Source organism: Martinezella paranaensis (assembly GCF_014200235.1).
In the GTDB taxonomy this organism is placed as follows: Bacteria; Pseudomonadota; Alphaproteobacteria; order Rhizobiales; family Rhizobiaceae; genus Rhizobium; species Rhizobium paranaense.
Genome location: NZ_JACHBI010000019.1, coordinates 1 through 22,134 on the forward strand (window position 1 = coordinate 1; position 22,134 = coordinate 22,134).

Annotated in this window: 20 protein-coding genes and 1 pseudogene; 6 read left to right on the top strand and 15 right to left on the bottom strand. The window is 58.7% G+C overall.

Features of this window, described 5'->3' with window-relative positions; all coding sequences use genetic code 11:
• Positions 1-114 precede the first annotated feature (114 nt).
• The 6 genes from GGD50_RS28920 to mdeB all read right to left on the bottom strand — a co-directional run bounded on the left by GGD50_RS28920 (position 115) and on the right by mdeB (position 8,566).
• Positions 115-1,209 (bottom strand): cupin domain-containing protein, encoded by a 1,095-nt coding sequence (locus GGD50_RS28920; RefSeq protein ID WP_183940636.1) that lies wholly within the window; start codon positions 1,207-1,209, stop codon positions 115-117.
• Positions 1,210-1,319: 110 nt separating this feature from the next.
• Positions 1,320-1,970, bottom strand: coding sequence for a maleylacetoacetate isomerase (maiA, locus tag GGD50_RS28925; protein WP_183940637.1), 651 nt, complete (start codon positions 1,968-1,970; stop codon positions 1,320-1,322).
• Positions 1,967-2,665: a fumarylacetoacetate hydrolase family protein gene (locus GGD50_RS28930; RefSeq protein WP_183940770.1), complete on the bottom strand. Its 699-nt coding sequence runs from the start codon at positions 2,663-2,665 to the stop codon at positions 1,967-1,969. The genes maiA and GGD50_RS28930 overlap by 4 nt, the downstream gene beginning before the upstream one ends.
• A gap of 136 nt (positions 2,666-2,801) precedes the next feature.
• Positions 2,802-4,559 (bottom strand): dihydrolipoyl dehydrogenase, encoded by a 1,758-nt coding sequence (lpdA, locus tag GGD50_RS28935; RefSeq protein ID WP_183940639.1) that lies wholly within the window; start codon positions 4,557-4,559, stop codon positions 2,802-2,804.
• Positions 4,560-4,568: 9 nt separating this feature from the next.
• Positions 4,569-5,855, bottom strand: a complete 1,287-nt coding sequence (locus GGD50_RS28940) for a 2-oxo acid dehydrogenase subunit E2 (protein WP_183940641.1) — start codon at positions 5,853-5,855, stop codon at positions 4,569-4,571.
• Between the two features lie 23 nt (positions 5,856-5,878).
• A complete protein-coding gene (gene mdeB / locus GGD50_RS28945; protein ID WP_183940772.1) occupies positions 5,879-8,566 on the bottom strand; it encodes an alpha-ketoglutarate dehydrogenase in 2,688 nt (895 codons plus the stop codon).
• Between the two features lie 146 nt (positions 8,567-8,712).
• On the opposite strand from mdeB, the gene GGD50_RS28950 reads away from it, so the two are divergent.
• Complete coding sequence (locus GGD50_RS28950; protein ID WP_246451599.1) at positions 8,713-9,234, top strand: Lrp/AsnC family transcriptional regulator; 522 nt, start codon at positions 8,713-8,715, stop codon at positions 9,232-9,234.
• A gap of 306 nt (positions 9,235-9,540) precedes the next feature.
• Here GGD50_RS28950 and GGD50_RS28955 read toward each other — a convergent pair whose 3' ends face one another.
• The 4 genes and pseudogenes from GGD50_RS28955 to GGD50_RS28970 all read right to left on the bottom strand — a co-directional run bounded on the left by GGD50_RS28955 (position 9,541) and on the right by GGD50_RS28970 (position 12,320).
• Complete coding sequence (locus tag GGD50_RS28955) at positions 9,541-10,071, bottom strand: OsmC family protein (protein WP_246451600.1); 531 nt, start codon at positions 10,069-10,071, stop codon at positions 9,541-9,543.
• A 46-nt stretch (positions 10,072-10,117) separates the two neighbouring features.
• Positions 10,118-10,448, bottom strand: a pseudogene (locus tag GGD50_RS28960) (PLP-dependent transferase); the annotation flags it as partial.
• 118 nt (positions 10,449-10,566) lie between these two features.
• The gene (locus tag GGD50_RS28965; protein WP_183940645.1) at positions 10,567-11,439 is read right to left on the bottom strand and encodes an SDR family oxidoreductase; all 873 of its coding nucleotides are present in this window, start codon (positions 11,437-11,439) and stop codon (positions 10,567-10,569) included.
• A gap of 155 nt (positions 11,440-11,594) precedes the next feature.
• Positions 11,595-12,320: a dienelactone hydrolase family protein gene (locus tag GGD50_RS28970; protein ID WP_331371108.1), complete on the bottom strand. Its 726-nt coding sequence runs from the start codon at positions 12,318-12,320 to the stop codon at positions 11,595-11,597.
• A 203-nt stretch (positions 12,321-12,523) separates the two neighbouring features.
• On the opposite strand from GGD50_RS28970, the gene GGD50_RS28975 reads away from it, so the two are divergent.
• From GGD50_RS28975 to GGD50_RS33290, 5 genes are all read left to right on the top strand, one after another.
• Positions 12,524-13,255 carry a TetR/AcrR family transcriptional regulator gene (locus tag GGD50_RS28975; protein ID WP_183940649.1) on the top strand — a complete coding sequence of 244 codons (732 nt, stop codon included), beginning with the start codon at positions 12,524-12,526 and terminating at the stop codon, positions 13,253-13,255.
• A gap of 241 nt (positions 13,256-13,496) precedes the next feature.
• Positions 13,497-14,507 carry a flavin reductase gene (locus tag GGD50_RS28980; protein WP_246451609.1) on the top strand — a complete coding sequence of 337 codons (1,011 nt, stop codon included), beginning with the start codon at positions 13,497-13,499 and terminating at the stop codon, positions 14,505-14,507.
• Positions 14,508-14,755: 248 nt separating this feature from the next.
• Entirely contained in the window at positions 14,756-15,688 is a 933-nt protein-coding gene (locus GGD50_RS28985) for an XdhC family protein (protein WP_183940653.1), read from the top strand.
• 89 nt (positions 15,689-15,777) lie between these two features.
• The gene (locus GGD50_RS33285; RefSeq protein ID WP_281397276.1) at positions 15,778-16,011 is read left to right on the top strand and encodes a glycosyltransferase family protein; all 234 of its coding nucleotides are present in this window, start codon (positions 15,778-15,780) and stop codon (positions 16,009-16,011) included.
• A 7-nt stretch (positions 16,012-16,018) separates the two neighbouring features.
• Positions 16,019-16,324: an NTP transferase domain-containing protein gene (locus GGD50_RS33290; RefSeq protein WP_281397268.1), complete on the top strand. Its 306-nt coding sequence runs from the start codon at positions 16,019-16,021 to the stop codon at positions 16,322-16,324.
• 3 nt (positions 16,325-16,327) lie between these two features.
• Here the strand turns inward: GGD50_RS33290 and GGD50_RS28995 are convergent, their stop codons facing one another.
• The 5 genes from GGD50_RS28995 to GGD50_RS29015 form a co-directional block, all read right to left on the bottom strand.
• Positions 16,328-16,879 (bottom strand): carboxymuconolactone decarboxylase family protein, encoded by a 552-nt coding sequence (locus GGD50_RS28995; RefSeq protein WP_183940655.1) that lies wholly within the window; start codon positions 16,877-16,879, stop codon positions 16,328-16,330.
• Positions 16,880-16,919: 40 nt separating this feature from the next.
• Positions 16,920-18,239: a M24 family metallopeptidase gene (locus GGD50_RS29000; RefSeq protein WP_183940657.1), complete on the bottom strand. Its 1,320-nt coding sequence runs from the start codon at positions 18,237-18,239 to the stop codon at positions 16,920-16,922.
• Positions 18,240-18,304: 65 nt separating this feature from the next.
• A complete protein-coding gene (locus GGD50_RS29005) occupies positions 18,305-20,578 on the bottom strand; it encodes a xanthine dehydrogenase family protein molybdopterin-binding subunit (protein WP_183940659.1) in 2,274 nt (757 codons plus the stop codon).
• Positions 20,575-21,615, bottom strand: coding sequence for an FAD binding domain-containing protein (locus GGD50_RS29010; protein ID WP_183940661.1), 1,041 nt, complete (start codon positions 21,613-21,615; stop codon positions 20,575-20,577). The genes GGD50_RS29005 and GGD50_RS29010 overlap by 4 nt, the downstream gene beginning before the upstream one ends.
• Entirely contained in the window at positions 21,612-22,109 is a 498-nt protein-coding gene (locus GGD50_RS29015; protein ID WP_183940663.1) for a (2Fe-2S)-binding protein, read from the bottom strand. Before GGD50_RS29015 ends, GGD50_RS29010 begins: the two co-directional genes overlap by 4 nt.
• Between the last annotated feature and the right edge of the window lie 25 nt (positions 22,110-22,134).

Sequence of the window (22,134 nt, forward strand, 5' to 3'; positions counted from 1 at the left end):
CCGGAGCCGTCGGCGCATCGTAACGCGCGCCCTGCCCCTGCCTGTCACGCAACCAGGCCTTAGCCGCTATCTCATTCTGATCAGTCATTCCGGACCCCTGCATCAGTCTCCTGGTTAGCGACCTACCCCTTCCACCTGGGTGCGGGCAAAGCCCAAACGCTCCATTATCGGCGCGTCCGAAAAGCGGAACAGATCGAATTGGGTTTCGGCATTGAGTGACCAGGCCACCCAGGACGGGACGACAAAGAGATCGCCCTTATTAAGCTTGCTTTCGATATTGTTCAGCACAACAGTGCCTGCTCCCTCGAAAACCTGAAACACGCTCGAGCCCACCTCCCGGCGGGGTGGGGTTATCGTTCCCACGCGTAGCCGGTGAAACTCGCACCGAATAGTGGGCATGACGTCCCCGCCGGTGGTGGGATTGACATAGCGAATTGCGGCATGGCCCTGTTCAACCGTTGCCGGCTGTCCTTCGTTCTCCAGAAGCAATTGTTCGGTCAGCGCCTTGTCCGTGTTTTCCCACCGATAAGCAGCCAGCGGCGAACTCACAGTATCCTTGAGTTCCGACAATGGCCGTAAGCCGGGATGTGCCCACAGGCGCTCGCCGCGCGAAAACCGGGGGGTGGCATAGTCGGTAACGCGGTCTGCCCCGAATTCAAAAAATCCAACGTCGTTTTGGTATGAAAATGGAATATCGAGACCGTCGATCCAGGCCATGGGATGGTCCGTGTCATTATGATGTCCGTGGAAGTGCCACCCTGGCGTCAGCAAGAGATCGCCTCGGCTCATCCGCACGGGATCGCCGTTCACAACGGTCCAGACCCCTTCACCTTCGACAACAAAGCGGAATGCGTTCTGGGCATGTCGATGCTCTGGTGCTGTCTCTCGTGGCCCGAGATATTGGATTGCGGCCCAAAGCGTGGGTGTGATGTACGCCTTGCCACCCAGACCAGGATTGGCCAGTCCGATTGCACGCCGTTCGCCACCGCGACCGACTGGAACGAGTGCACCTGAGCGCTCAGCCAGCGGGAAAAGGTGAGACCACTTCCAGACGTGCGGCACCGCTTTTGGTTTTGGGACGACGGGCATGATGTCATCGATCTGAGTCCAGAGAGGCATCAGGTGCCCCGCCTCAAAATCCGCATAGAGTTGACGAAGTTCAGGGGTATCCTCGGATTTCATGACATTGCTGTGGCTTGCCTCGTTCATCTTCTCCTCCTTGCGGTCTTTTCCCGATGAACCAATGAACCTTTGGCTGCCGCCGTGCCTGGTTGCGTTGGATTTAGCTGAAACTGTCATTGCCGGCGGCGTGGTTGATATCACTCCGCATCGGGTTGATTGTCCGGAGCTGCCTGTTGAAATTGGGGCAATTGCGCGCAAGCTTCAAAGATCCGGCTGATCGTTGGATAACCAGACATATCTACATTGAAGCGCTGGTTGTTGATCACCTGGGCGTAGAGGCAGACATCCGCGATACTCGGCGCGTCTCCATGGCAAAAGCGGCCTGTCTTGGCATCTTCGGCCAGCATTTTTTCAAGAGGCTTGAATGTTTCATTAACCCAGTGTCTGAACCACAGGGCGATGGCGTGTTCATCGGCGCCGAAAGCGGATCGTAGATACTCGAGAACACGAAGATTGTTCAGCGGGTGAACCTCGCAGGCGATTGAGTAGGCGATTGCACGGACGCGCGCCCGGTCGATTGACGTCTTGGGTAACAACGGCGGCTCGGGATGCTCCCTTTCCAGATATTCTATGATGGAAAGCGATTGGGTTAGGGTCGTGCCATCCTCCAATACAAGCGAAGGAACCAGACCCTGAGGGTTTATCGCGAGGTAGGATGCCTCGCGGTGCTCACCTCTGCGCAAATGGTGAGGGACGTATTCGTATGGCAAACCCTTCCAGTTGAGAACAGCGCGGACCCTGACCGACGTGGACGAGCGGAAATAGTTATGAAGGATGAAGGCGGTCATGATAGCGCCGCACCGATCGGCGTTGTAATGGAACGGAGTCCCTCGATCTCAACTTTGCAGACATCTCCGGGAACCAAGGCGCCGACACCTGCGGGAGTCCCCGTATACACAAGATCTCCGGGAAGCAATTGCACAGCGCTAGACAAAATCGACACGATTTCGGGTACGGACCAGATGAGGTCGGACAGGTCTGCCTCTTGCCTGACCGTCCCGTTTACTGAAAGTCGGATCGCACCCTTTTCCAGTCGTCCGGTCTCGTGCGCCCTGCGGATTGGTCCGCATACCGCCGAGTTATCGAAAGCCTTCCCCCAGTCCCACGGTCTTCCCTTGTCACGTGCGTCGAGCTGCAGATCGCGCCGAGTTAAGTCGTTGCCAACCGCATAGCCCCAGATGAGCTCCCAAGCATCGCCTTCCGTCACGTTGAAACCGGGGCGACCGATCGCAACCACCAATTCCGCCTCATGATGAAAGTTCTGCGTGAGGGGCGGGTAGGGCACCACAATACCATCGTCCACAACGGCATCGGCAGGCTTTGTAAAGAAGAACGGAGGATCGCGCGAAGGATCCTTCCCCATTTCGCGCGCATGAGCTTCATAGTTTCGGCCAACACAAAAGATGCGGCGAACTGGAAAACGGGCGGACTCGCCTTCTACCGCAACACTTGGTACCGGCTGGTGCTCAAATACAAAATTCATGGTGGTTGCCTTTGCCTCCCTGTGCCGGATCATGGCGATCAAGCTCTTCCTCAACGCAATTATGCATATAACTGTGATAAATCACAATACTGATATATGCATCAGTTTTTTATTGTCTGGCGTTATCAGGGGGCGCTCAACTGGCGCCCACCCTTCCTGACGAATGTCCGCTGGGCGGAAGATCTGTGCAGACGCCCTCAAAGAGCTCGGCAGCCATGCCGATCGTCTCGCCGAGGGTGGGATGCGGGTGAATTGTTTTGCCGATATCTACGGCATCCGCTCCCATCTCAATCCCGAGGCAGATTTCACCGATCATATCGCCAGCATTGGGTCCAACAATCACACCCCCGACAAGACGATGCGTATCAGGATCGAAGATCAGCTTCGTCATTCCATACGCCGCGCCGTTGGCAATCGCACGCCCAGACGCGGCCCAGGGAAACTTTGCTGTCTTCACTTTTCGGCCCGAGATCTTGGCTGCATCCTCAGTGACGCCGACCCAAGCAATCTCGGGATTGGTATAGGCGACGCTCGGGATGACTTTGGCATCGAAGTGACTTTTCATGCCGGCTGCGACTTCGGCGGCAACGTGACCTTCATGAGCGGCTTTATGCGCCAGCATAGGGTCGCCGGCAATGTCACCGATAGCGAAGATGTTTTTCGCACGTGTACGCATCTGATTGTCGACTGTGATGAAGCCGCTCGAGTCCACTGCAATGCCGGCCGCCTCGAGCCCGAGAGATGCGCCGTTGGGTCTGCGGCCGGCAGACTGAAGAACGAGGTCGTATGTCCGGTCCACCGGCGGCGAGCTGCCGATCGAAACCGTTATACCCTCTGGCCCGGCGGTCGCCTTCTCGACGCTTGCGCCAAGGAAAATATCGCCGAGACGCTTGGCGTTTTCCTTCCGCCAGATCGCTACGGCATCGCGGTCGATCCCCGCGAGGAGCCCATCGAGGCGCTCGACGACGTCGACCGTTGCCCCTAGCGCGCTGTAGACCGTCGCCATTTCGAGGCCGATAATCCCACCGCCGATCACCAGCATGCGCTTTGGAATGAGCGGCAACTCGAGCGCACCTGTAGAATCGATGATACGAGGGTCTTCAGGCAGGAACGGCAGCCGCACCGGCGAGGAGCCCGCCGCGATGATGCAATGGGCGAAACTGATCAAACCCGTGCCGTCGACGGTGAGACTACGGGACGAGGCGAATGTCGCCGTTCCCCGGACGACTTCGACGCTGCGCTTGCTTGCCATTTGCGCGAGCCCCGTTGTGAGACGTGACACTGTCGCATTCTTGAAGGACCGAAGCCTGCCGAGACCGATCGCCGGTTCGGAGAAGGCTAGCCCGTGTTCCGCGAGTCCCTCCATTTCAAGCTTGAGCGCTGCGACGTGCAGCAATGCCTTAGAGGGAATGCACCCCACATTGAGGCAGACGCCACCCAGGGTCTCATCCTTTTCGATCAAGACCACGCGAAGCCCAAGATCGGCCGCGCGGAACGCAGCTGAATAACCTCCAGGGCCGCCGCCGATGACCGCCACGTCGAAGTCAACCTCCGCCGCATCCTTTACCACCAGCATCGCTTGGGAGACCGGCGCTTCTTTCGTTACTCGGGACCGCTGGAGCTCTGCCGCAGCTTGTGGCACGGTCTCCGGCGCGGCTCCTGGCGCAGGCAAGATCGTCCCGATCAGCGAACCCATCGAAACGCGATCACCGACTGCGACGGCAACCGTTTCGATACGCCCAGCCTGCGGCGATGGCACCTCAAGTGTCGCCTTGTCGGATTCAAGCGTCAGGATTGGCTGGTCGAGAAGGACGTCATCTCCCGGTTTGATCAGCACCTCGATGACCGGAACATCTGTAAAGTCCCCAATGTCCGGAAGGCGTATATCGGTCATGTCATGTCCTCAGAGCGCTGCGCGACGGAAGTCGGCAAGGGTTGCGGCGATATGGCCGAGGAAATTTGCGGCTGCGACGCCATCCACCACGCGATGGTCCCAGGACAGGCTGATAGGGAGGATCAGACGTGGCCGGAAACCAGTCCCGTCCCAGACCGCCTCTGTGGCCGAACGACCGGCTCCCAGGATCGCCACTTCCGGCGCGTTGATGATGGGAGTGAACCCAGAACCGCCAACGCCTCCGAGCGAAGAGACCGAGAAGCACCCACCTTGCATGTCTGCACCCGCAAGCGTCCCTGTACGCGCCTTGTCCGCGAGTGCGCGCATTTCCGTCGCAATGTCTCGAAGACCCTTTGTATCACAGTCACGAATGACCGGGACCATGAGACCCTTTGGCGTGTCGGCTGCAAAACCGATATGGACATAGTTCTTCAGAATAAGTTCATCACCAACAAGCGAAGCGTTGAAACGGGGGAATGCCTTCAGTGCGCGAGCGGACGCCTTGATGAGAAACGCGACCATAGTGAGCTTGAAATCGGATGAACGCGATTCTGAGTTGATCGTCTGACGAAACGTCTCGATCTCGGTCACGTCAGCCTTATCGAAATTGGTGACATGCGGGATCGTCAGCCAATTGCGTGTAAGGTTGCCGCCAGAGATCTTTTGAATGCGCGACAAGGGCTCGCGGGTCACGGGGCCGAGCTTTTCGAAATCGACGGACGGCCAAGGTGGCAGATCCGCTCCGATGCCCATCCCGTTTGCCGTTGCTGGCGCTTCCAGTGCTTTCTTCACATGCGCGGTGACGTCTTCATGCAGGACACGGCCCTTGGTCCCGGTGGCCTTGACCTTGCCGAGATCCACCCCGAGTTCTCGCGCCAAGGCGCGCACCGAGGGGGTCGCGTGTGCGCCGTTGGGGACAGATCCAGCCGGTGCGGCTTTTTCTGTGGCCGGAACCGGTTCGGGCGCTGACGGTGCAGGATTATCTGCTATCGACGCCTGTCGAGCGGGTGTGTCGTTATCCGCCTTGCGTATTTCCAGCTCCGGGGCGGGACTGGCCGTCAGCTCCAGCACCATGAGCAGCGAGCCCTTCGACACCCTGCTGCCGACTTCGACCTTCAACTCATGCACCGTGCCGGCGTCGGTCGCCGGGACCTCCATCGTTGCTTTGTCGGACTCGACGCTGAGAAGCGGATCATCGCGGGAGATGCTGTCGCCGGGCTTTACGAGAATTTCAGTGACGGGAACGTCCTTGTAGTCGCCGATGTCCGGCAAGAAAATGTTTATGAGGTTGCTCATGATCAGCCTTGGAAGAATGGGGGTCAAACAGTCCAGGGTGCAGGCGCGTCAGCCGCGACCCCGTAGCGGTCGATTGCCTCGGCGACCGTTTCGCGCATGGTTGCACCTTCCCGTGCGAGCGCGGAAAGCGCCGTTATCACGATCTGATGGCGGTTAACCTCGAAGAAGGCACGCAGGGCTGCTCGGGTGTCACTGCGTCCAAAGCCATCCGTGCCAAGCACGGAAAAAGGTGCGTTCACATAGGACGCGATAAGCTGAGGCCACGCTCGGACATAGTCAGTTGCCGCTATGATCGGCGCACTGCCCCGCAAGCACGCCTCAACATGGCTCACTTGAGGTTCCGCAAGCGGGTTCAGCCTGTTATGGCGTTCGACATCGCGGGCGTCTCGAGCAAGCTCGGAAAAGCTGGTTGCCGAAAACACGTCTGTGCCAACACCCCAATCGTCCTTCAGAAGTTTTGCTGCCTCCACGACCTCCGGCAGGATTGCGCCGGAACCCAGTAGACGGACGGTTGGCTGGCCCTTCTGCGGTAAATGGGACGCGAGCTTATAGAGACCCTTAACGATGCCTGCCTCTGCGCCTTCAGGCATCGAGGGTTGGGCGTAGTTCTCGTTCATCGCAGTGATGTAATAGAATTCGTCCTTCTGCGCCTCCAGCATCGAGCGAGCTCCATGGTCGAGGAGAACTGCCATTTCATAGGCATAGGCGGGATCATAGGCGCGGCAGTTGGGGACGGCGGCGGCCATCACCAGGCTGGAACCGTCCTGATGCTGCAGGCCTTCCCCGCCGAGGGTCGTCCGTCCAGCGGTCGCGCCAATCAGGAAGCCTCGCGCCCGCTGATCGGCCGCCGCCCATATGAGATCGCCCACGCGCTGGAATCCAAACATCGAATAGTAGATGTAAAATGGCAGCATCGCCTTGCCGTGTGCACTGTAGGCGGTGGCGGCCGCCGTCCAGGAAGCAATTGCGCCGGCCTCCGTGATCCCCTCCTCCAACAGCTGTCCGTCCTTCGCCTCTTTGTAGTAGAGCATCGAGCCGGCATCCTCGGGCTCGTAGAGTTGTCCGACCGGAGAATAGATGCCAACCTGACGGAACATGTTGGCCATCCCGAAAGTGCGCGCCTCGTCGGCGACGATCGGCACGATGCGCGGACCAAGCTCGTTGTCTTTCAACAAATTGCTGAACAGACGCACGACTGCCATTGTGGTCGACATCTCCTTGCCGTCTGCCCTCAATGCAAACTCAGCGTAGCTGTCGATGGCCGGGACCGGGACGGCAGATGATTGGCGCTTACGGGCCGGCAGGTATCCGCCGAGCCCCTCTCGCCTTGCCCGCAAGTATGTCAGCTCAGGACTGTCTTCTGCAGGGCGGTAGAAGTCCAGGCGCTCCACCTGCTCATTGGTCAAAGCGAGGTCAAACCGGTCCCGGAATGCGAGAAGGGCCTCAATATCGAGCTTCTTTGCCTGATGCGCGGTCATCCTGGATTCGCCTGCGCCCCCCATGCCATAGCCCTTCTTGGTCTTGGCGAGAATGACGGTGGGCCTGCCTTTGGTCTGGCGCGCCGCCTCAAATGCAGCGTAGAGTTTCCGGAAATCGTGCCCGCCTCGACGCAGGGCATCAACATCGCGATCCGACATGTGAGCAACAAGCGCCCGAACTTCCGGGTCCTCATCGAAAAAGTGGGCGAGGTTATAGGCGCCGTCTTTTGCGCCGAGCGTCTGGTACTTTCCATCGACCGTTGCGGCAAAGCGACGAAGCAGCGCATGATTGACGTCGCGTGAGAAGATGCTGTCCCACTCGGAAGCCCAAAGTACCTTGACGACATTCCATCCGGCACCGCGGAACAGCATTTCCAATTCTTGAATTATCTGGCCGTTTCCACGGACAGGTCCATCCAGACGCTGAAGATTGCAATTGATGATGAAGGCCAGGTTGTCCAGCCCTTCCCGCGCGGCAAGCGACAGTCCAGCGATCGACTCGGGTTCGTCCATCTCGCCGTCGCCGAAGACGCCCCAGACGCGCCGTTCGTCTGTATTGGCCAGCCCCCGATCGCGAAGATATCGCATGAACCTTGCCTGATAGATTGCGCTCAATGGGCCGATACCCATTGATCCGGTTGGCAGCTGCCAAAAATCGGGCATCAGCCATGGGTGAGGGTAGGAACAAAGTCCGGGGCCGCCGATCTCCTGGCGATAACGTTCTAGCTGCTGCTGCGATAGCCGGCCTTCAAGGAAGGCGCGCGCATATACCCCGGGGGCGGAGTGTGGCTGGAAGAAAACGAGATCGCCACCCCCTTCGGCGTCTGGTCCCTGGAAGAAGTGATTGAAGCCAACCTCAAATATTTCGGCTGCCGAGGCATAGCTCGCAATATGCCCACCTAGTTCGCCATAAGCTTTGTTGGCCCGCATCACCATGACGAGCGCGTTCCACCGCAAGATCGCGGTAATCCGTTCTTCCATTTCAATGTCGCCCGGAAAGCGCGGCTGCTCGTCGATCGGTATGGTGTTTCGATACGGGGAGAATGGCAACAGGTCTGGCAGGACGCCCAACTCTGTCGCTCTTTCCTCAATTGCAGAAAGGATAAAGCGGGCGCGCTCCTTTCCACCGTTTCCGAGGAGTGACTCAAGCGAGGCCAGCCAATCGTGAGTCTCGGGCGGATCCGTGTCTCCCACCCTCGCTGCGACCGCGAGATTCTTAAGATTAGAATGCATAGTTGAGCCCTCCCTATTTTCGGACATATTATAAAAATAGCAGAGTTGCCACCGCAGGTCATGCTGAAGATGTTGATGTTTGCATCGTTTGAAGGTTATTATGCCGTATAGACCGCAAAATGCAGCACGAAGTGCCGAGGATCCGCATGGATACGATCGACGTGAAAATTTTGATCGAATTGCAGGAAGACGCCAGCCTGTCGAATGTCGAACTGGCTCAGCGCGTCGGACTATCTCCATCGCCGTGCCTCGTCCGCGTCCGTGCGCTTGAGACTTCCGGTGTAATAGCCCGGCGCGTCACCTTGCTTGATCCACATAGCGTTGGCGCCAACATCAGCGTTTTCATTCAGGTAACACTGGAGAGGCAGGCGGAAGCCCAACTGGAACGATTTGAAGCCGCGATCCAGACTTTTTCGGAGGTGATGGAGTGCTATCTGATGACCGGCGATTCAGACTATATGTTGCGTGTCGTGGTATCCGATGTCGGGGCGCTTCAGCATTTCATTGTCGAGAAACTCTCTAAAACACCGGGTGTTGCCAATATTCGTTCAAGCTTCGCTCTTAAACAGGTCAAGTACAAAACCGCGTTTCCCATTGGCGAGCTCCTTGACGCGCAACGGAATGTCGGGGTTCTGCCCAGGCGGCAACAACGGCCCGATCAAGGCTAAAGATCGCCGCCGTCGTAGCGTGGCAGCGCGACATACAGAAACACTCACGCCGCTGACACCCGCATTGCGTTGTTCTGTCGATCCGGGCATGGCATTAGGGTGCTGGCGAGGAGCCAAAACGCGTGTGATGGCAAGCACCGCCTGCGGCAGCGTTATGGCCTGGGAGTTCTACCGCTTCTTGAGGGCTGCTCTCTGACAGGAGGGCGGTTCGACATCGCCCCAGCTTCGCGACGAACGATTCCAGATGGGCTTGGGGCGAGGTCAATCCGAGGCCTGCGGCCCCCTGCCCTCCTGGTCGCAGGCGCGTTATTCGGCGGATATCGCTTCACGCAACGGCTCATGTTGCAGGCCCAGTGTCACAGGGACCGAGTTCCACAGGATATCGAGCACGGGGCAATGCTGATCAACGATCTGTTTCAGCCTTCGCAGCCGTTCTTCCGTGGCAGGGCTATCGATTGTCACAGTGCCGGTAATGTTTCGAAATCCTGGGCGGACTGAATTGTCCGCAGTGAAAAGAGCGCGCAGATCGATTTCGCCATCGAGCTTGACCGAAACGCCATTGACGGGACGCCGAGGGCGTCCGCGTAAGCCTGTCGGTAATCTCCTGACATGATCCAAGCGCGGCCAGAATATATTCAACGCGATTTGGGGGGGCGGGTCGTTGCCGCCAAGGGCTGCGGGCTCATCCACCTTGACCGTGAACTGCCACGCCTGGACGCTGCTGTCGACGCCGTCGCCCTGGCGCGATTGCGTCGAGAAGACGGCGACCGCTTTTGTCGGTGCGTTGCGTAGCGCTGATTGCGTGCCATTGAATATGTCTTTGAACCGGAATGTCATCGTGGTTCCTCCAATGGGATTGGTAGCCGCTGAATCCGCCGGCGGCTCAGATTGAAGCCACGGTCGTGAGGCTCTGTTCGATATCAAGAAGAATATCATCGAGTTCGAGGCCGATTGAGAGCTTCACATAACCGTCCGACACCCGCTCGCGATCTGTTCCTCCAGGGTCAGTTGCGAGTGGGCCGTTGTCGCAGGGTGGATAGCGAGACGGCGGGCATCGCCGATATTTGCCACGTGGTAAAGAAGTTTGAGATTGTTGATGAAGGCGCTGCCCGCCTCCTTGCCGCCCCTGAGTTCGAAGCCACAAGCCCACCATATCCGCCCTTCCGGTATTTGTCCGCCCGCTCGCGATTGATCCCCTCCTGTCGCGACCGATGCGAAGAGAGGGAGGGTTTGAAAGATACCCTCCCTATCAGATTGCGGCAATTCGTGTCAGTCCAATGTCTACCCGCCCGATCTGCGGCACAGGCTCTCATCGGCGAAACAGATGTCAGACTAGCCCATTCGATATGCCTCGAATTGACCGCGAATGAATTCCTCGAGGGACCTCGGTTTTCGCCCGAGAAGCCAGGTCAAAACGTTGGGGTTTCCGACAAAATCGTGATTTGAATAGTGGTCGCTAATGCTCTTCAGAACCCGGTCCTGATGAGCAAACCTGCTCCGGTCACCATCTCCGAACAGACCTTTGCGATAGTCTTCAGAGTTCACTTCCTCGACGCGGATCTCGCGCCCCACGACGTGGGAGATCACCGCACCGATCTCATGCGCCGTAAATCGCCCTTCGCCGCTCAGTTCGTAGGTTGCACCATAGTGGCGCTCGCCCTCGCCGAGCACGCGCGCCGCAACATCAACAATGTCGCGTAGATCGATCATCGACTGCCGCCGATCGAGCGACCAGAACAACCGGAACACGCCGTCTCTGAAGGCAGGCAGAAACCGCCACGGCACCATGTAGTTAGTCGGTTGGAGAACTGTGAATTCCAGTCCGGAAGACAACAGGTGTTCTTCTATGTCGCGCTTGATCTCATGCTGCACCAGGTCCGATATAATAGGGTGAAGAACCGAACTGAACACGAAATGTCGGACGCCAGCCTGGCGCGCGGCATCCACCATACGAAGCCCCATCTCGCGCTCGCGAGGATGAGCAGATGGCCCGATGTGATAGACCCGACTTACGCCTTCAACGGCTCGCTCCAGGATATCCGGTTCGGCAATGTCTCCGACGATCACCTCCTTGACACCCAGAGCGCGAATAGCGTCAGCGGAGCTTTCGGACCGGGTGCAGGCTCGCACATTGAAGCCATCCTTAAGGAGCCGCGGCAGCAGTAGTTTTCCTTGGTTGCCATTCGCGGCTGTTAACAACAACATCACTCTTCTCCTTGTCGATTGTGATGAAAGGTACTTGCTCAGGACCCGCTGAAGAACTGAACATTGTACGGGCGACCCGTACTTTTCTGCAGGTCGATGGGATCCGTCGAACGCGCTGTCTGGACAACGCGCGATGCTAGGTCGCAAAAAGAATCTCAAATCCGGTTTGCGAACACATTGCCGATGAAGTCGTCAATCATCTTGTAGGTCTGGCGTGCGGCGCCGGGGTCGTAAACGCCAATACCGGGAACGTTAATCCCCTCTTCGGCGAAAGCGTGGAGCAGCCCACCGAAGTTGAGCATTTGCCATTTGGCTTCCGCGGCGTCGAGCTCCGCCTCCAATGCATCGCGGTCAGCCTTGGGTGCCACCGGATCTTTCGTCCCGTGTAATATGAACAAGGCGGCTTTAATGTCGCCTTTGCGCGCTGGCAGCGCTCCTGCGAGATCCCCGTGGACGCAAACAACCGCGTCGATGTCGGCTCCGCTCCGCGCCAGTTCCAGTACATTGGCGCCACCAAAGCAAAAGCCAATCGCAGCCGTTTTCGAGGGATCTCCGATTCCACGCCTGGTACCCTCGGCGACCAATGTGTCGAGGGCTGCATTTACCCGCGTTCTGCGTTCTGCCGGATCTGAGGCAATCTCCTCCACCCACGCTTTCGACGTAGGCGGTCCATCGCAGGTCTTGCCCAGGCCATACATGCAACCCACGAAAGCGATATAATCGTCGCCGGCCATCCGTGCTGCCCGGGCGATCGCAGCCTCGGTCACTCCCAGCCAGTTTGGCATAACCAAAAGAAGCGGACGCGGCCGTTCGATCTTGTCATTCCACACGAGCGCGCCACGGCCGACGACGCTGCCCGCCGCATAGTCAATTCTCTCCACAACCAAAGCAACCGCCTCCCTCGATTCCACGGCCTCGGAAATTCTATAACGTGTACGATTTCATGACTTGTCAAGTTTTTGTTGGGCGCAGTACGAAAGATTGTGCTATAGTTGCCTTCACCACCGATGGCTCTAAAATGGCAGTCCGGATCGTACTTGATGGCGTGGTTCCGGGCCGCATAAGATGAAGGTTAGTAAAGTCCATGAAAGCTGTAAAACAGGTCCCTCGAGAGGAACCGGTAGACGACGACATCAACATTGAAGACAGCGATGGCCTCGATATTTATCGCCTTCGGGATTTGCTCGGGATCGATTCTGAACGGTTTGGCCTGCGAGAACAGAACAAGGTCGAAAAGCTGGAACGGATCTTTTTGGCGGCGCGCCGGCAGTTCGCGGACGTCGGCTACGATGCGACTACACTACGGGACGTCGCGAAAGAAGCACGGGTTGCGCTGGGGACACTCAGCTCATACGCGGAGACCAAGAGCGAACTGGTGCTGCTCGTGTTTAATGCAGGGATGCCATCGCTGATCGCCAAGTGCAGGGAGGAAGCAAAGAAGGAAGGCAATCTTCTCGATGCGCTGACCGGTTATTTCAGGCCAGCTTACACTGCCTATGCAAAGGAGCCCGGCCTGTTCCGCGTGCTCCTTCGCGAAAACGTATTCCACACCAACTCACTCCATGCGCGGGAATTCCACCGCGTCCGCGGCGAAACCCTGAACGACGTCAAGGTAATGATTGTGCAGGCACGTGAAAGGGGAGAGATCAGGCCGTACATGGACGCGACGTTGAGCGCGCGTACTATTTTTCTCCTCATGTTTGCCGCAGTGCGGATCTGGATATCAACCGACCAGCCGGATGTCGAAGCCGGGCTTAGCGAGCTGAAGAGCATGATCGCGCTGCTCCTGGACGGAATGAGGGGCGCAACAGCTTAACGCGAAGTTTGCGACCGGCGCTTCCGCCGGCGGCGGACGTGACTTGACTAATTAAAAAACGGACATATCATAGTTTTAGAACCGGTATTGGATATTGTCTCCAATCACTGGCTGTTTTGCGGCAAGCACTGCTGAAACTCGCGATTTCGCAGGTCTCAGCCCTCGTCCGCCTAACCTGGGAGGAGAAACTATGATCCATGAAAGAATCACGCCGATCGATGTCGGACTGTTCCGCACTTTAATGCGACACGTCGCTTCGAGCGTCGGTGTCATAACGACGTCACATGAGGGACAATTGCACGGCATGACGGCGACGGCCATCAGCAGCGTTTCGGCCAGCCCGCCGCGGATATTGATCGTGGTCAATCGCTCCACTCGCAGTCACTCATTGATTTCCGGTAGCAGGAATTTTGTTGTCAACATTCTGGCTGACCATCAGAAGGATCTCGGAGAGCGCTTCTCCAGCAAATCTGAAAACCGGTTTGAGGATGTCGCGCACCGTTTCGGATGGCGAGGAACGCCAATCCTTGACCAAGCTGCAGCGCATCTGGAATGCGAACTGGTGAGCGAAACGGATGCGGAAACACATACGATCTTCATTGGCGAGGTTGTGGGCGGCGGCGTCTCAGGAGCCAGTCCGCTTCTGTATCACGATGGCGCCTACAAGGGTCTGACGCCACGTGTCAGTTCCTATGAGGTTTCGCCGCTTTTCCTGGAGCGCTGGTCGCCCCGCGCTTTCTCTGAAGAGCCGATTGCGGAAAAGGAACTAATGACGATGTTCGAGGCGGCCCGATGGGCCCCCTCATCACACAACGCGCAACCATGGCGGTTCGTCTATTCAAGACGGGGCGGACCTGCCTGGGAAGATTTTCTCGGATGCCTCTTTGAGGTCAATCGCGACTGGGCATTTCGGGCAGCAGCGATGGTCGCTTTCATATCTAAGAAAACGCTGGAACGCGATGGCCAGACGATGGAATCTCGATCCCACGTCTTTGATACAGGCGCAGCGTGGATGTCATTTGCCCAACAGGCAAGTCTTCTTGGATGGCACACCCATTGTATCGGCGGCTTCGACCGAGGGAGATTGGCGGAAGCTCTGAAAGTTCCTGACGGCCACACGATCAATGCCGTCGCAGCAGTCGGCAAGCTGGGCGATCCTTCGATACTCGTCCCTCAGCTTCGAAGCCAGGAAATTCCCAGTGAGCGACAGCCAATTGAAGATCTGGTCTTCCACGCATCGATGGCAGGCTAGCGCGGGGCGAAAGTTAGTATCATGGCCCGGCACTTTTCGGCAGAGGTCGCTCGCATTAGACTAGGCGTGTAGAAGCCTGTCGAGGCCGCTCATCCTGGAGCCACTCGCGCTGGAACGGCAACAATGCGGCGTAGCGAAGTCAGCCATAAGGGCGGCGTTTCTGAAGATTTCTGGTTCGGGAAGCATCCAGCGTTCCGGCCTGGTTCTGCAGCCGAGCCATCGAAACCGACGATCCGACGGGAAACGAAATGGACGAGGACACAATTGACGTTTTGACGCCGGCACCTGTAAGGGCGTTGACCACCGACGATACAATCGAGATCCTTGGATTTGCCAGTGCCTGCTTGAAAGAGGGCAGCGACGTCGTTCTGGCGACGCTCGTCGAGATCCGCGGTGGGGCCGCGCGCGCGCTGGGGTCGCATATGGTCGTGGCAGCGGACGGGCGGTTCTGTGGCTATGTGTCGGGGGGCTGTGTCGAAGCGGCAGTCGCTCGCGAAGCGCTTCTCGCCCTGGTGAAGGGCTGCGACAGGATCGTGACGTTTGGCGACGGCTCGCCTTTCTTCGACATCGTACTTCCTTGCGGCGGCAGCATCACCATCGCCATCCATTTGCTGAAAGACGGCAGGCCGATCGAAGAAGTCCTCCGTCGTATCGATGAACGCCGGCCAGCGGGTCTGCGCTATTGCCGTGAGTGGCAGTCGCTTCAATTTGTGGAGCCTCCGGAGCGGGCAGGCTGGCAGGGCGGAGATTTCTTGACGAACTACCGTCCGCGCACACGCGTTGTTATCTCCGGACAGACGGTAGAGGCAAGTGCCGTTGCTCGCCTGGCCGCAGCCTCGCAGTTTGATGTTCTTGTATACGAGAATGGCGAGTCCGGGCGAGACACCGTCCGGCAGGTCGATGCCTATACAGCAATCCTGTTCCTGCACCATGATCTCGACCGCGAGGAGTCGCTCCTACGGAGGGTTCTGGGTTCGCCGGCTTTCTACGTCGGAGCGCTCGGAAGCACGCGCACGCACCGGAAACGTGTCGAGCGCCTGAAAGAACTCGGCTATGGCAATGATGATATTGCTCGCATCAAGGCGCCGATCGGGATATTCGGACCGACGCGCGATGCGTATTCATTGGCCTTGTCTGTCATGGCCGACGTCGTGGCCTGCCGATTGGCTATATACGGATGACCGAGGAAGATCACGGATCACATGGACATGGACGATCAGATCAGCTTTCCGTATCGATCGTTCTGCTTGCGGCAGGTCGTTCAAGCCGCATGGGGGCGAGTGGCGCGCATAAGCTGCTCTCCACGTTCCAGGGCATGCCGCTCATCCCTCGATCGACGCTGACATCGACCACGAGCGCGGCGCGGTCGGTGATCGTGGTCACTGGATACCGGCATTCCGACATTCAGCTGAGGATTGCGGATCTTCCCGTTAAGCTTGTCCACAACGCTTCATTCGCCTCGGGAATGGCTTGGTGTTTCGGCTGCAGAGGCCGAGGAGCCTGACGGTGTCATGATCGTTCTTACAGACATGCCGGCTCTGACCGTTCCGGACCTCGATTTACTGATTTCGATGTTTCGAGCAGATGGTGGAAGATCCATTGTTCGGGCCATGGGCCTGGGAGCGCCCGGTAACCCGGTCGTATTTCCGAAGGCGTTTTTTGGTGAACTGAAAGGCCTGACAGGTGACAAAGGCGCGCGTGCGCTGATCAGGGCTTTCGATCTGCCGGTTGTCGACGTGGAGATCCGCGACGGCGCGTTGATAGATGTCGACACGCCGGATGCCATCGAGGCCGCCGGCGGCGTGATCGTCTCATAGCCGCTATTCGAGCACGCCGGGTCCGTCCGGCACGATTTCGAGGGCGGTCGCAAAACGCGTATTTCCCACATACCAGGAAACCAGGGCCGCCAGATCGACGACGCCCCGCGCGCCAAAGATTTTCAGAGCCGTCTGGAACGTCTCTTCATTGACGCCGGTATTGGCGGACGTTTGATCCGCAAATCCGAGAGCCGCGCGCTCCTCGTCGGAATAGAGATCAGATTCGGTCCAGTTGCGGAGCGCTTCGATCTTGGCCATGGGTACGCCCATTTTCGTGGTCACGCCGACATGCACACTCCACTCATACGCGCCGCTATTCAATTGGCAGACGCGGAGCACCACCAACTGTCGGATCTGAGCGGCTATTGCCGACTCGCTTCGGAGTGCGGCAGCATAGGTTGCCATCGCGCGAAACATTCCTGGCGAATGGCAAAGGGTTTTGTGGATGTTCAGGATCTCGCCGCCACGGCCGTGTATCACCGTAAACGCCGCATCGACGCGCTCGTCGCTCCCTGCATAAAGCCCAAGCCTGGACGGGTGCGTGGTAGTGTTCATTGTTTCTCCTTATCTTTCGAAAACGTCTTGCAGTCGGAACTTATGCAATTTGCGCCAGCTCAAGCGGCGTGTTCACGAGAAGCTCCGCCTCCTTGTCGCGGACGACCATGAAGTCCGCCAGCATAACCCCGACGTCGACCTTCCAGTTGGCATCATGGAGGTTGATGTTGTTGCCAAACGCCATGCCCTCCTGAAGTTCCATCTCCGAGACGTGCGCACCGTTGACAGCGTTCACCCCAAATCCGCCAGGATAGACGACGCTGGGATGCTCTGGCGAGGCGGTTCCCATCGCGTGGAAGCCAAGCTCGACCCAGTCCAGCCCGGCCCGCTCGGCTGGCTTGCGTATCATCGCCACTGCCTCACCAATCGTGCGGCCCGTTGTCAGTGCGGCTTTGCTGGCATGCAAACATTCGACGGCAACATCCCAGATGCGGAGCAATTCCTTCGGAGCCTGCTTGCCGAGATAGACGGTGTATTCCGTATGGCAGCGGTATCCACCATACTTCGTGTGAAGCTCCGAAATGATGATATCTCCTGTTTCCAGCGGACGCATTGTGGGAGCGATGGGCTGGTCCGACCCATGCAGCAGATGCCAGAGCTCGTCTTCCGGGTGATCAACCGGTCCGGACGCCCAAAGATTGAAAATATTCGGTTCGGCCCCGTTGGCGATCTGCGCCTTTATCATCTCAGCGTATACCACTGCCTCGGGCACGCCTGGCCGCGCGGTTTCAATCAGCGCATCCACAGCTTTGCGCGCAATGCGTCCTGCCCCGCGAAGCATTTCGATCTCTTCTTCGCTTTTGACGACGCGCAACTCCTCGATCAGCCAGCTCGCTTCCACAAAGGTGGCGCCCGGCAGGAGCGTTTTCAGTCCCTCAACCTCTCTGTGAAGCAGGGTCGGTGTCCGCTGAATAGTGGAGGAAAATCCGACAATCCCAATACGCCCCTGCTCCAGTCCGCGAGCCCGGATTTCCTCGACAATCGCACCCAAGCCCGCCCGCCCACGAACATCTCCAACCCAATCCTGCATGGACGCGAAGGCGTTAAAGGGCCTGTTCATGTGAATGATGCCGGTCCAGACCACAGGATCGCTGGTTGCGGGAAACAGTGCGTCACCGCCAAGCTGGGCGTCCAGCTGAAACATGTACCGGAGATTGGCCATCCCCATGCCGAAATAGATGTCGTTGCCAAGGAACACCAAGGCGTCCAGTTCGGCAAACATCATTCGGCTTCTGGTCCTCGACCATCGTCGGTCGCGTTCGGCGATGGACAAGTGCGGAACGAATTTCTTGAGTTCACTTGTCGGCACCGCGTTCGATGGAATTGGACGCGCGGTGGGTTTGAAAGCTGGCATGGTCATGGACATTCTCATTCGTTCGGTTGGAGTGCCGGCTGCCGCAGCAGTTCGTACACGCTATGGAAATCTTAGGCCTCTGTGCCTGGCGGAAACATGATATCTTCGATCCGGATGGGGAACCGACGGACGCGGACACCCGTGGCGTGCCAGATGGCGTTGGCGATGGCACCCACCGTACCGGTGATGCCGATTTCGCCAACGCCTTTCGTGCCCAGAGCATTCACGTGCGGGTCGTGCTCTTCGACGATGATCGCCTCGAGTGAAGGCACGTCCGCGTTGACTGGAATTCGATACTCCGCGAGATCAGCGTTCACGACGAGGCCCGTCCGTCGATCAATGACAGCCTCCTCCTGCAAAGCGAAGGAAAGCCCCCAGATCATGCCACCGTAATACTGGCTGCGTACCATCCGGGGATTAATCACGCGTCCTGCAGCAAAGGCCCCAACAAGCCGCGTGACGCGAATTTGACCGAGGTCGGGGTCGACCTTAACCTCTGCGAATACGGCGCCATGCGAGTGCATTGAATAAGACTGCGCGGCCGGGTTCGGGCCGCATTTGCCGTTACCCTCAACGGCGCTGGTCCCTGCGCGAGCCAGTATTTCCGCGTAACTCTCACTTCGGCTTTCGTCGTCCCGGCGAAAGAGTCGGCCACCGCGCGCGATGAGGCCGGTGTTACCCGCACCGAAGAGAGGCGAGTTCTGATCCACCGTCGCCAGGGCCGCCAGTTTCGCGATGGCGTCCGCTCCAGCCGAGCTGATTGCTGAACCGGCAGTCGCAGTGTGAGCGGAGGCGCCCTCAATCCCCCCATCGGGAAGATCGGACGTGCCGGCGCGGAACTCGATCTGTTCGACATCAAGCCCAAGGCTGTCTGCGCCTATCTGGGCAAGCGCCGTCAGGGAACCCTGCCCCATATCCGCCGATCCAATTTCGATGATTCCTGTGCCGTCGCTTTGAAGTACAGCTCGGGCAGCCGCCTGGAACGTGATCGCGGGGAAGGTTGCGGTCCCCATCCCCCAGCCGACCAGGAAACCACGGTCGTCACGCATTTGTCTCGGTTCAAGCGGGCGCTTCGACCAGCCGAAGCGCTCCGCCCCTTGAGCGTAGCATTCTCGCAATTCCTTCGAGGAGAACGGCATGTGATGTAGCGGCTCGACCTCCGAATAATTGCGAAGCCGGAAATCCAGAGGATCGATGCGTCGCGACCAGGCCAGCTCGTCTATCGCAGATTCGAGCGCGGCCGAGCCGGGCGCCTCACCAGGAGCCCGCATGAAAATTGGTGTGCCCTGATCTTGTCGCACCGCCCTGTGGGTGACCGAAACCGCGGGGGACGCATACAGCACGTGTGAGGCATCCCCAGCAGGCTCTATGAATTCGTCAAACGAACTGGTTGCTGTAAGGGTGTCATGGCTCAGCGCAGTCAGTCTTCCGTCACCGTCCATGCTGAGGCGCAACCGCTGACGCGTTGCCGCCCGGTGACCCACGGGGCCATACATCTGATCGCGGCGCAGTACCAGTTTGACTGGCCTGTTGACGAGACGCGCGGCCAGGATTCCGAGGACGGTGGGGCCGGTCAACATCCCCTTGCCTCCAAAACCTCCGCCCACAAGCGGGCTGCGGATTGAGATGTTCTCGGCAGGAAGGCCAAACATATAGGCGAGTTGTGAACGGGTGAATGCCGGGTTCTGGGTCGGCATGTCGATCGACAGCCTGTCGCCTTCCCAGACCGCCACCACCGCGTGGGGCTCCATTGGATTGTGGTATTGGTCGGGGGTTTCGTACCTGACGTCGACATGAGTGGCGCCGGCGGCAAGCCCGGCCTCGATATCGCCCGTGCCTTGTTCGGGCGGGCTCGCCACCCGGATGACCTTCGGCACAAAACTCTCGGCATTGTCCAGATCAATCCGCGGGAGTTCGGCCTGGTAGCGCGGCGCAAGCAGCATCGCCCCTTCAGTCGCAGCCTCGAAAGTCTCGCCAATAACGACTGCGACGGGTTGCCTTGCGAAGCGAACGACGTTGTTTTGAAGCACATCGAGCCGCATCATGAAAGGATTCGGCCTGACATTGGGATCCGCCGCAAGCGGTGGCCGGTTCTCCGGCGTCATCACCTCCACGACGCCCGCATGTGCCTTCGCAGCCCCCAGCGAGAGCGAGGTTACGAGACCGCGCGCGATCGTGCTTTCCGCGATCACTGCATAGAGCATCCCCTCGGGATAACAATCCGCAGCATACCGCGCAGCGCCAGTGACCTTGAGTACGCCTTCCCGCCGTGTCAGCGGCTGGCCGGAGTTGGAGCCGTGGCGAATATGAGGAGTCGAGCCGACAAATCCGTATTCATGCGTCATTGGTGCACTCCCGGAGTGGTTGAGAACGGCGATGAGGGAAGTGGTGGAAGCCTTTCCGGGCTTCCGCTTGCGGCGGACAACAGGACGCGCAGGACGACGCGCCTCGAAAGTTCAATCTTGAACGCGTTGTCGCGACTGGGCCGCGCGTCAGCCAACGCGACCTCCGCGGCACGACGAAACGCAGCTTCGCTGGGCACCGCTCCTTTGAGAACGTCCTCGGCGGAACGCGCGCGCCACGGCTTGGGTGCGACCCCCCCAAGAGCGATGCGGGCTTCCGCAATCTTGCCATCTTCGATGTCGAGGCAGGCTACGGCAGACACCAATGCGAAAGCATAAGAGGTGCGTTCACGGAGCTTCAGATAAGAGGCGTTTGCTGAAAATGCCCCCGCTCGCGCAGGAAGGGTGACAGCGGTGATAAGGTCGCCCGGTTGAAGCACCGTTGCTATTTCTGGCGAGTCCTTTGGCAAATGATAGAAGCTCTCGAGCGACACTTCGCGTCTGCCAGTCTGCCCCTCAACTTCGACCAGTGCGTCCAGCGCGACAAGCGGAACACAGAAATCGGAGGGGTGAACTGCGCTGCAGGCCTTGCTCCAGCCCAGGATAGCACTGTATCTGCCGTCGTCCTCGGCGGCGTCGATAGCCGGGGCATCGGAGACGCTTGCAAGTGCCGCATGGAAGACATTCCGCGAGCGCTGCATGATGTTGCCGCCGACCGTCGCCGCATTGCGCAATTGCGCCGAGGCGCCGGACAGCAGCGCCTCAGCCACCGACGGATAGCTTCGAACGAAATCCTGGTCGTGCGCCAGCGTCGCATTCCGCACAAGCGCACCTATCCTCAACGTGCCGTCGTCGCGGCGTTCGATGTGGTCGAGGTCCGGAAGGCGCGTCACATCGACCACCCGTGTCGGCCGGTCAATTCCTGCCTTCATCAGATCAAGCAGGTTCGTTCCTCCGGCGAGATACGCGGAGCCGGGTTCAGATGCCGCGGCAACCGCCTCCGAAACAGAATTGGGGCGCAGATATTCAAACCGGTTCATGCCGCACTCCTGCGGTCTGTGCCGGAGAGGCTATTCTGAGCCTCCTGTATCGCTTGTGTGATGCCGAGATAGGCTCCGCATCTACAGAGATTTCCGCTCATACATTCGCGAATCCGTTCGGGGTCGTCGCCAGCCTGTCCCTCATTTATCAGGCCAATAGCACTCATGATCTGGCCAGGAGTGCAGAACCCGCATTGCAGACCGTCATTCGCAATGAAAGCTTCTTGAACGGGGTGAAGCCGGCCGTCGCCGGCAACGCCCTCGATCGTGAGAACTTCGGTGTTGTCCATAGCCACCCCCAGCGCCAGGCACGAGTTGATGCGGCGTCCGTTGACCAGAACCGTGCAGGCCCCGCATTGGCCGCGGTCACAACCCTTCTTTGCACCTGTCAGGTGCAGATGGTTGCGCAACAAATCGAGAAGCGTCACACGCGGATCCTCGATTTCAACTAGTCGCCGCTCACCATTCACAGTGAAATTGATGGAATATGCCATTCGTCTACTCCTTCGAATGAAGCTG

Bases quoted from the DNA above. Each gene is read 5' to 3' on its own strand.
- GGD50_RS28920 (WP_183940636.1), bottom strand. From the start codon at position 1,209: ATGAACGAGGCAAGCCACAGCAATGTCATGAAATCCGAGGATACCCCT.
- maiA (WP_183940637.1), bottom strand. From the start codon at position 1,970: ATGACCGCCTTCATCCTTCATAACTATTTCCGCTCGTCCACGTCGGTC.
- GGD50_RS28930 (WP_183940770.1), bottom strand. From the start codon at position 2,665: ATGAATTTTGTATTTGAGCACCAGCCGGTACCAAGTGTTGCGGTAGAA.
- lpdA (WP_183940639.1), bottom strand. From the start codon at position 4,559: ATGACCGATATACGCCTTCCGGACATTGGGGACTTTACAGATGTTCCG.
- GGD50_RS28940 (WP_183940641.1), bottom strand. From the start codon at position 5,855: ATGAGCAACCTCATAAACATTTTCTTGCCGGACATCGGCGACTACAAG.
- mdeB (WP_183940772.1), bottom strand. From the start codon at position 8,566: ATGCATTCTAATCTTAAGAATCTCGCGGTCGCAGCGAGGGTGGGAGAC.
- GGD50_RS28950 (WP_246451599.1), top strand. From the start codon at position 8,713: ATGGATACGATCGACGTGAAAATTTTGATCGAATTGCAGGAAGACGCC.
- GGD50_RS28955 (WP_246451600.1), bottom strand. From the start codon at position 10,071: ATGACATTCCGGTTCAAAGACATATTCAATGGCACGCAATCAGCGCTA.
- GGD50_RS28965 (WP_183940645.1), bottom strand. From the start codon at position 11,439: ATGTTGTTGTTAACAGCCGCGAATGGCAACCAAGGAAAACTACTGCTG.
- GGD50_RS28975 (WP_183940649.1), top strand. From the start codon at position 12,524: ATGAAAGCTGTAAAACAGGTCCCTCGAGAGGAACCGGTAGACGACGAC.
- GGD50_RS28980 (WP_246451609.1), top strand. From the start codon at position 13,497: ATGCGACACGTCGCTTCGAGCGTCGGTGTCATAACGACGTCACATGAG.
- GGD50_RS28985 (WP_183940653.1), top strand. From the start codon at position 14,756: ATGGACGAGGACACAATTGACGTTTTGACGCCGGCACCTGTAAGGGCG.
- GGD50_RS33285 (WP_281397276.1), top strand. From the start codon at position 15,778: ATGGGGGCGAGTGGCGCGCATAAGCTGCTCTCCACGTTCCAGGGCATG.
- GGD50_RS33290 (WP_281397268.1), top strand. From the start codon at position 16,019: ATGATCGTTCTTACAGACATGCCGGCTCTGACCGTTCCGGACCTCGAT.
- GGD50_RS28995 (WP_183940655.1), bottom strand. From the start codon at position 16,879: ATGAACACTACCACGCACCCGTCCAGGCTTGGGCTTTATGCAGGGAGC.
- GGD50_RS29000 (WP_183940657.1), bottom strand. From the start codon at position 18,239: ATGACCATGCCAGCTTTCAAACCCACCGCGCGTCCAATTCCATCGAAC.
- GGD50_RS29005 (WP_183940659.1), bottom strand. From the start codon at position 20,578: ATGACGCATGAATACGGATTTGTCGGCTCGACTCCTCATATTCGCCAC.
- GGD50_RS29010 (WP_183940661.1), bottom strand. From the start codon at position 21,615: ATGAACCGGTTTGAATATCTGCGCCCCAATTCTGTTTCGGAGGCGGTT.
- GGD50_RS29015 (WP_183940663.1), bottom strand. From the start codon at position 22,109: ATGGCATATTCCATCAATTTCACTGTGAATGGTGAGCGGCGACTAGTT.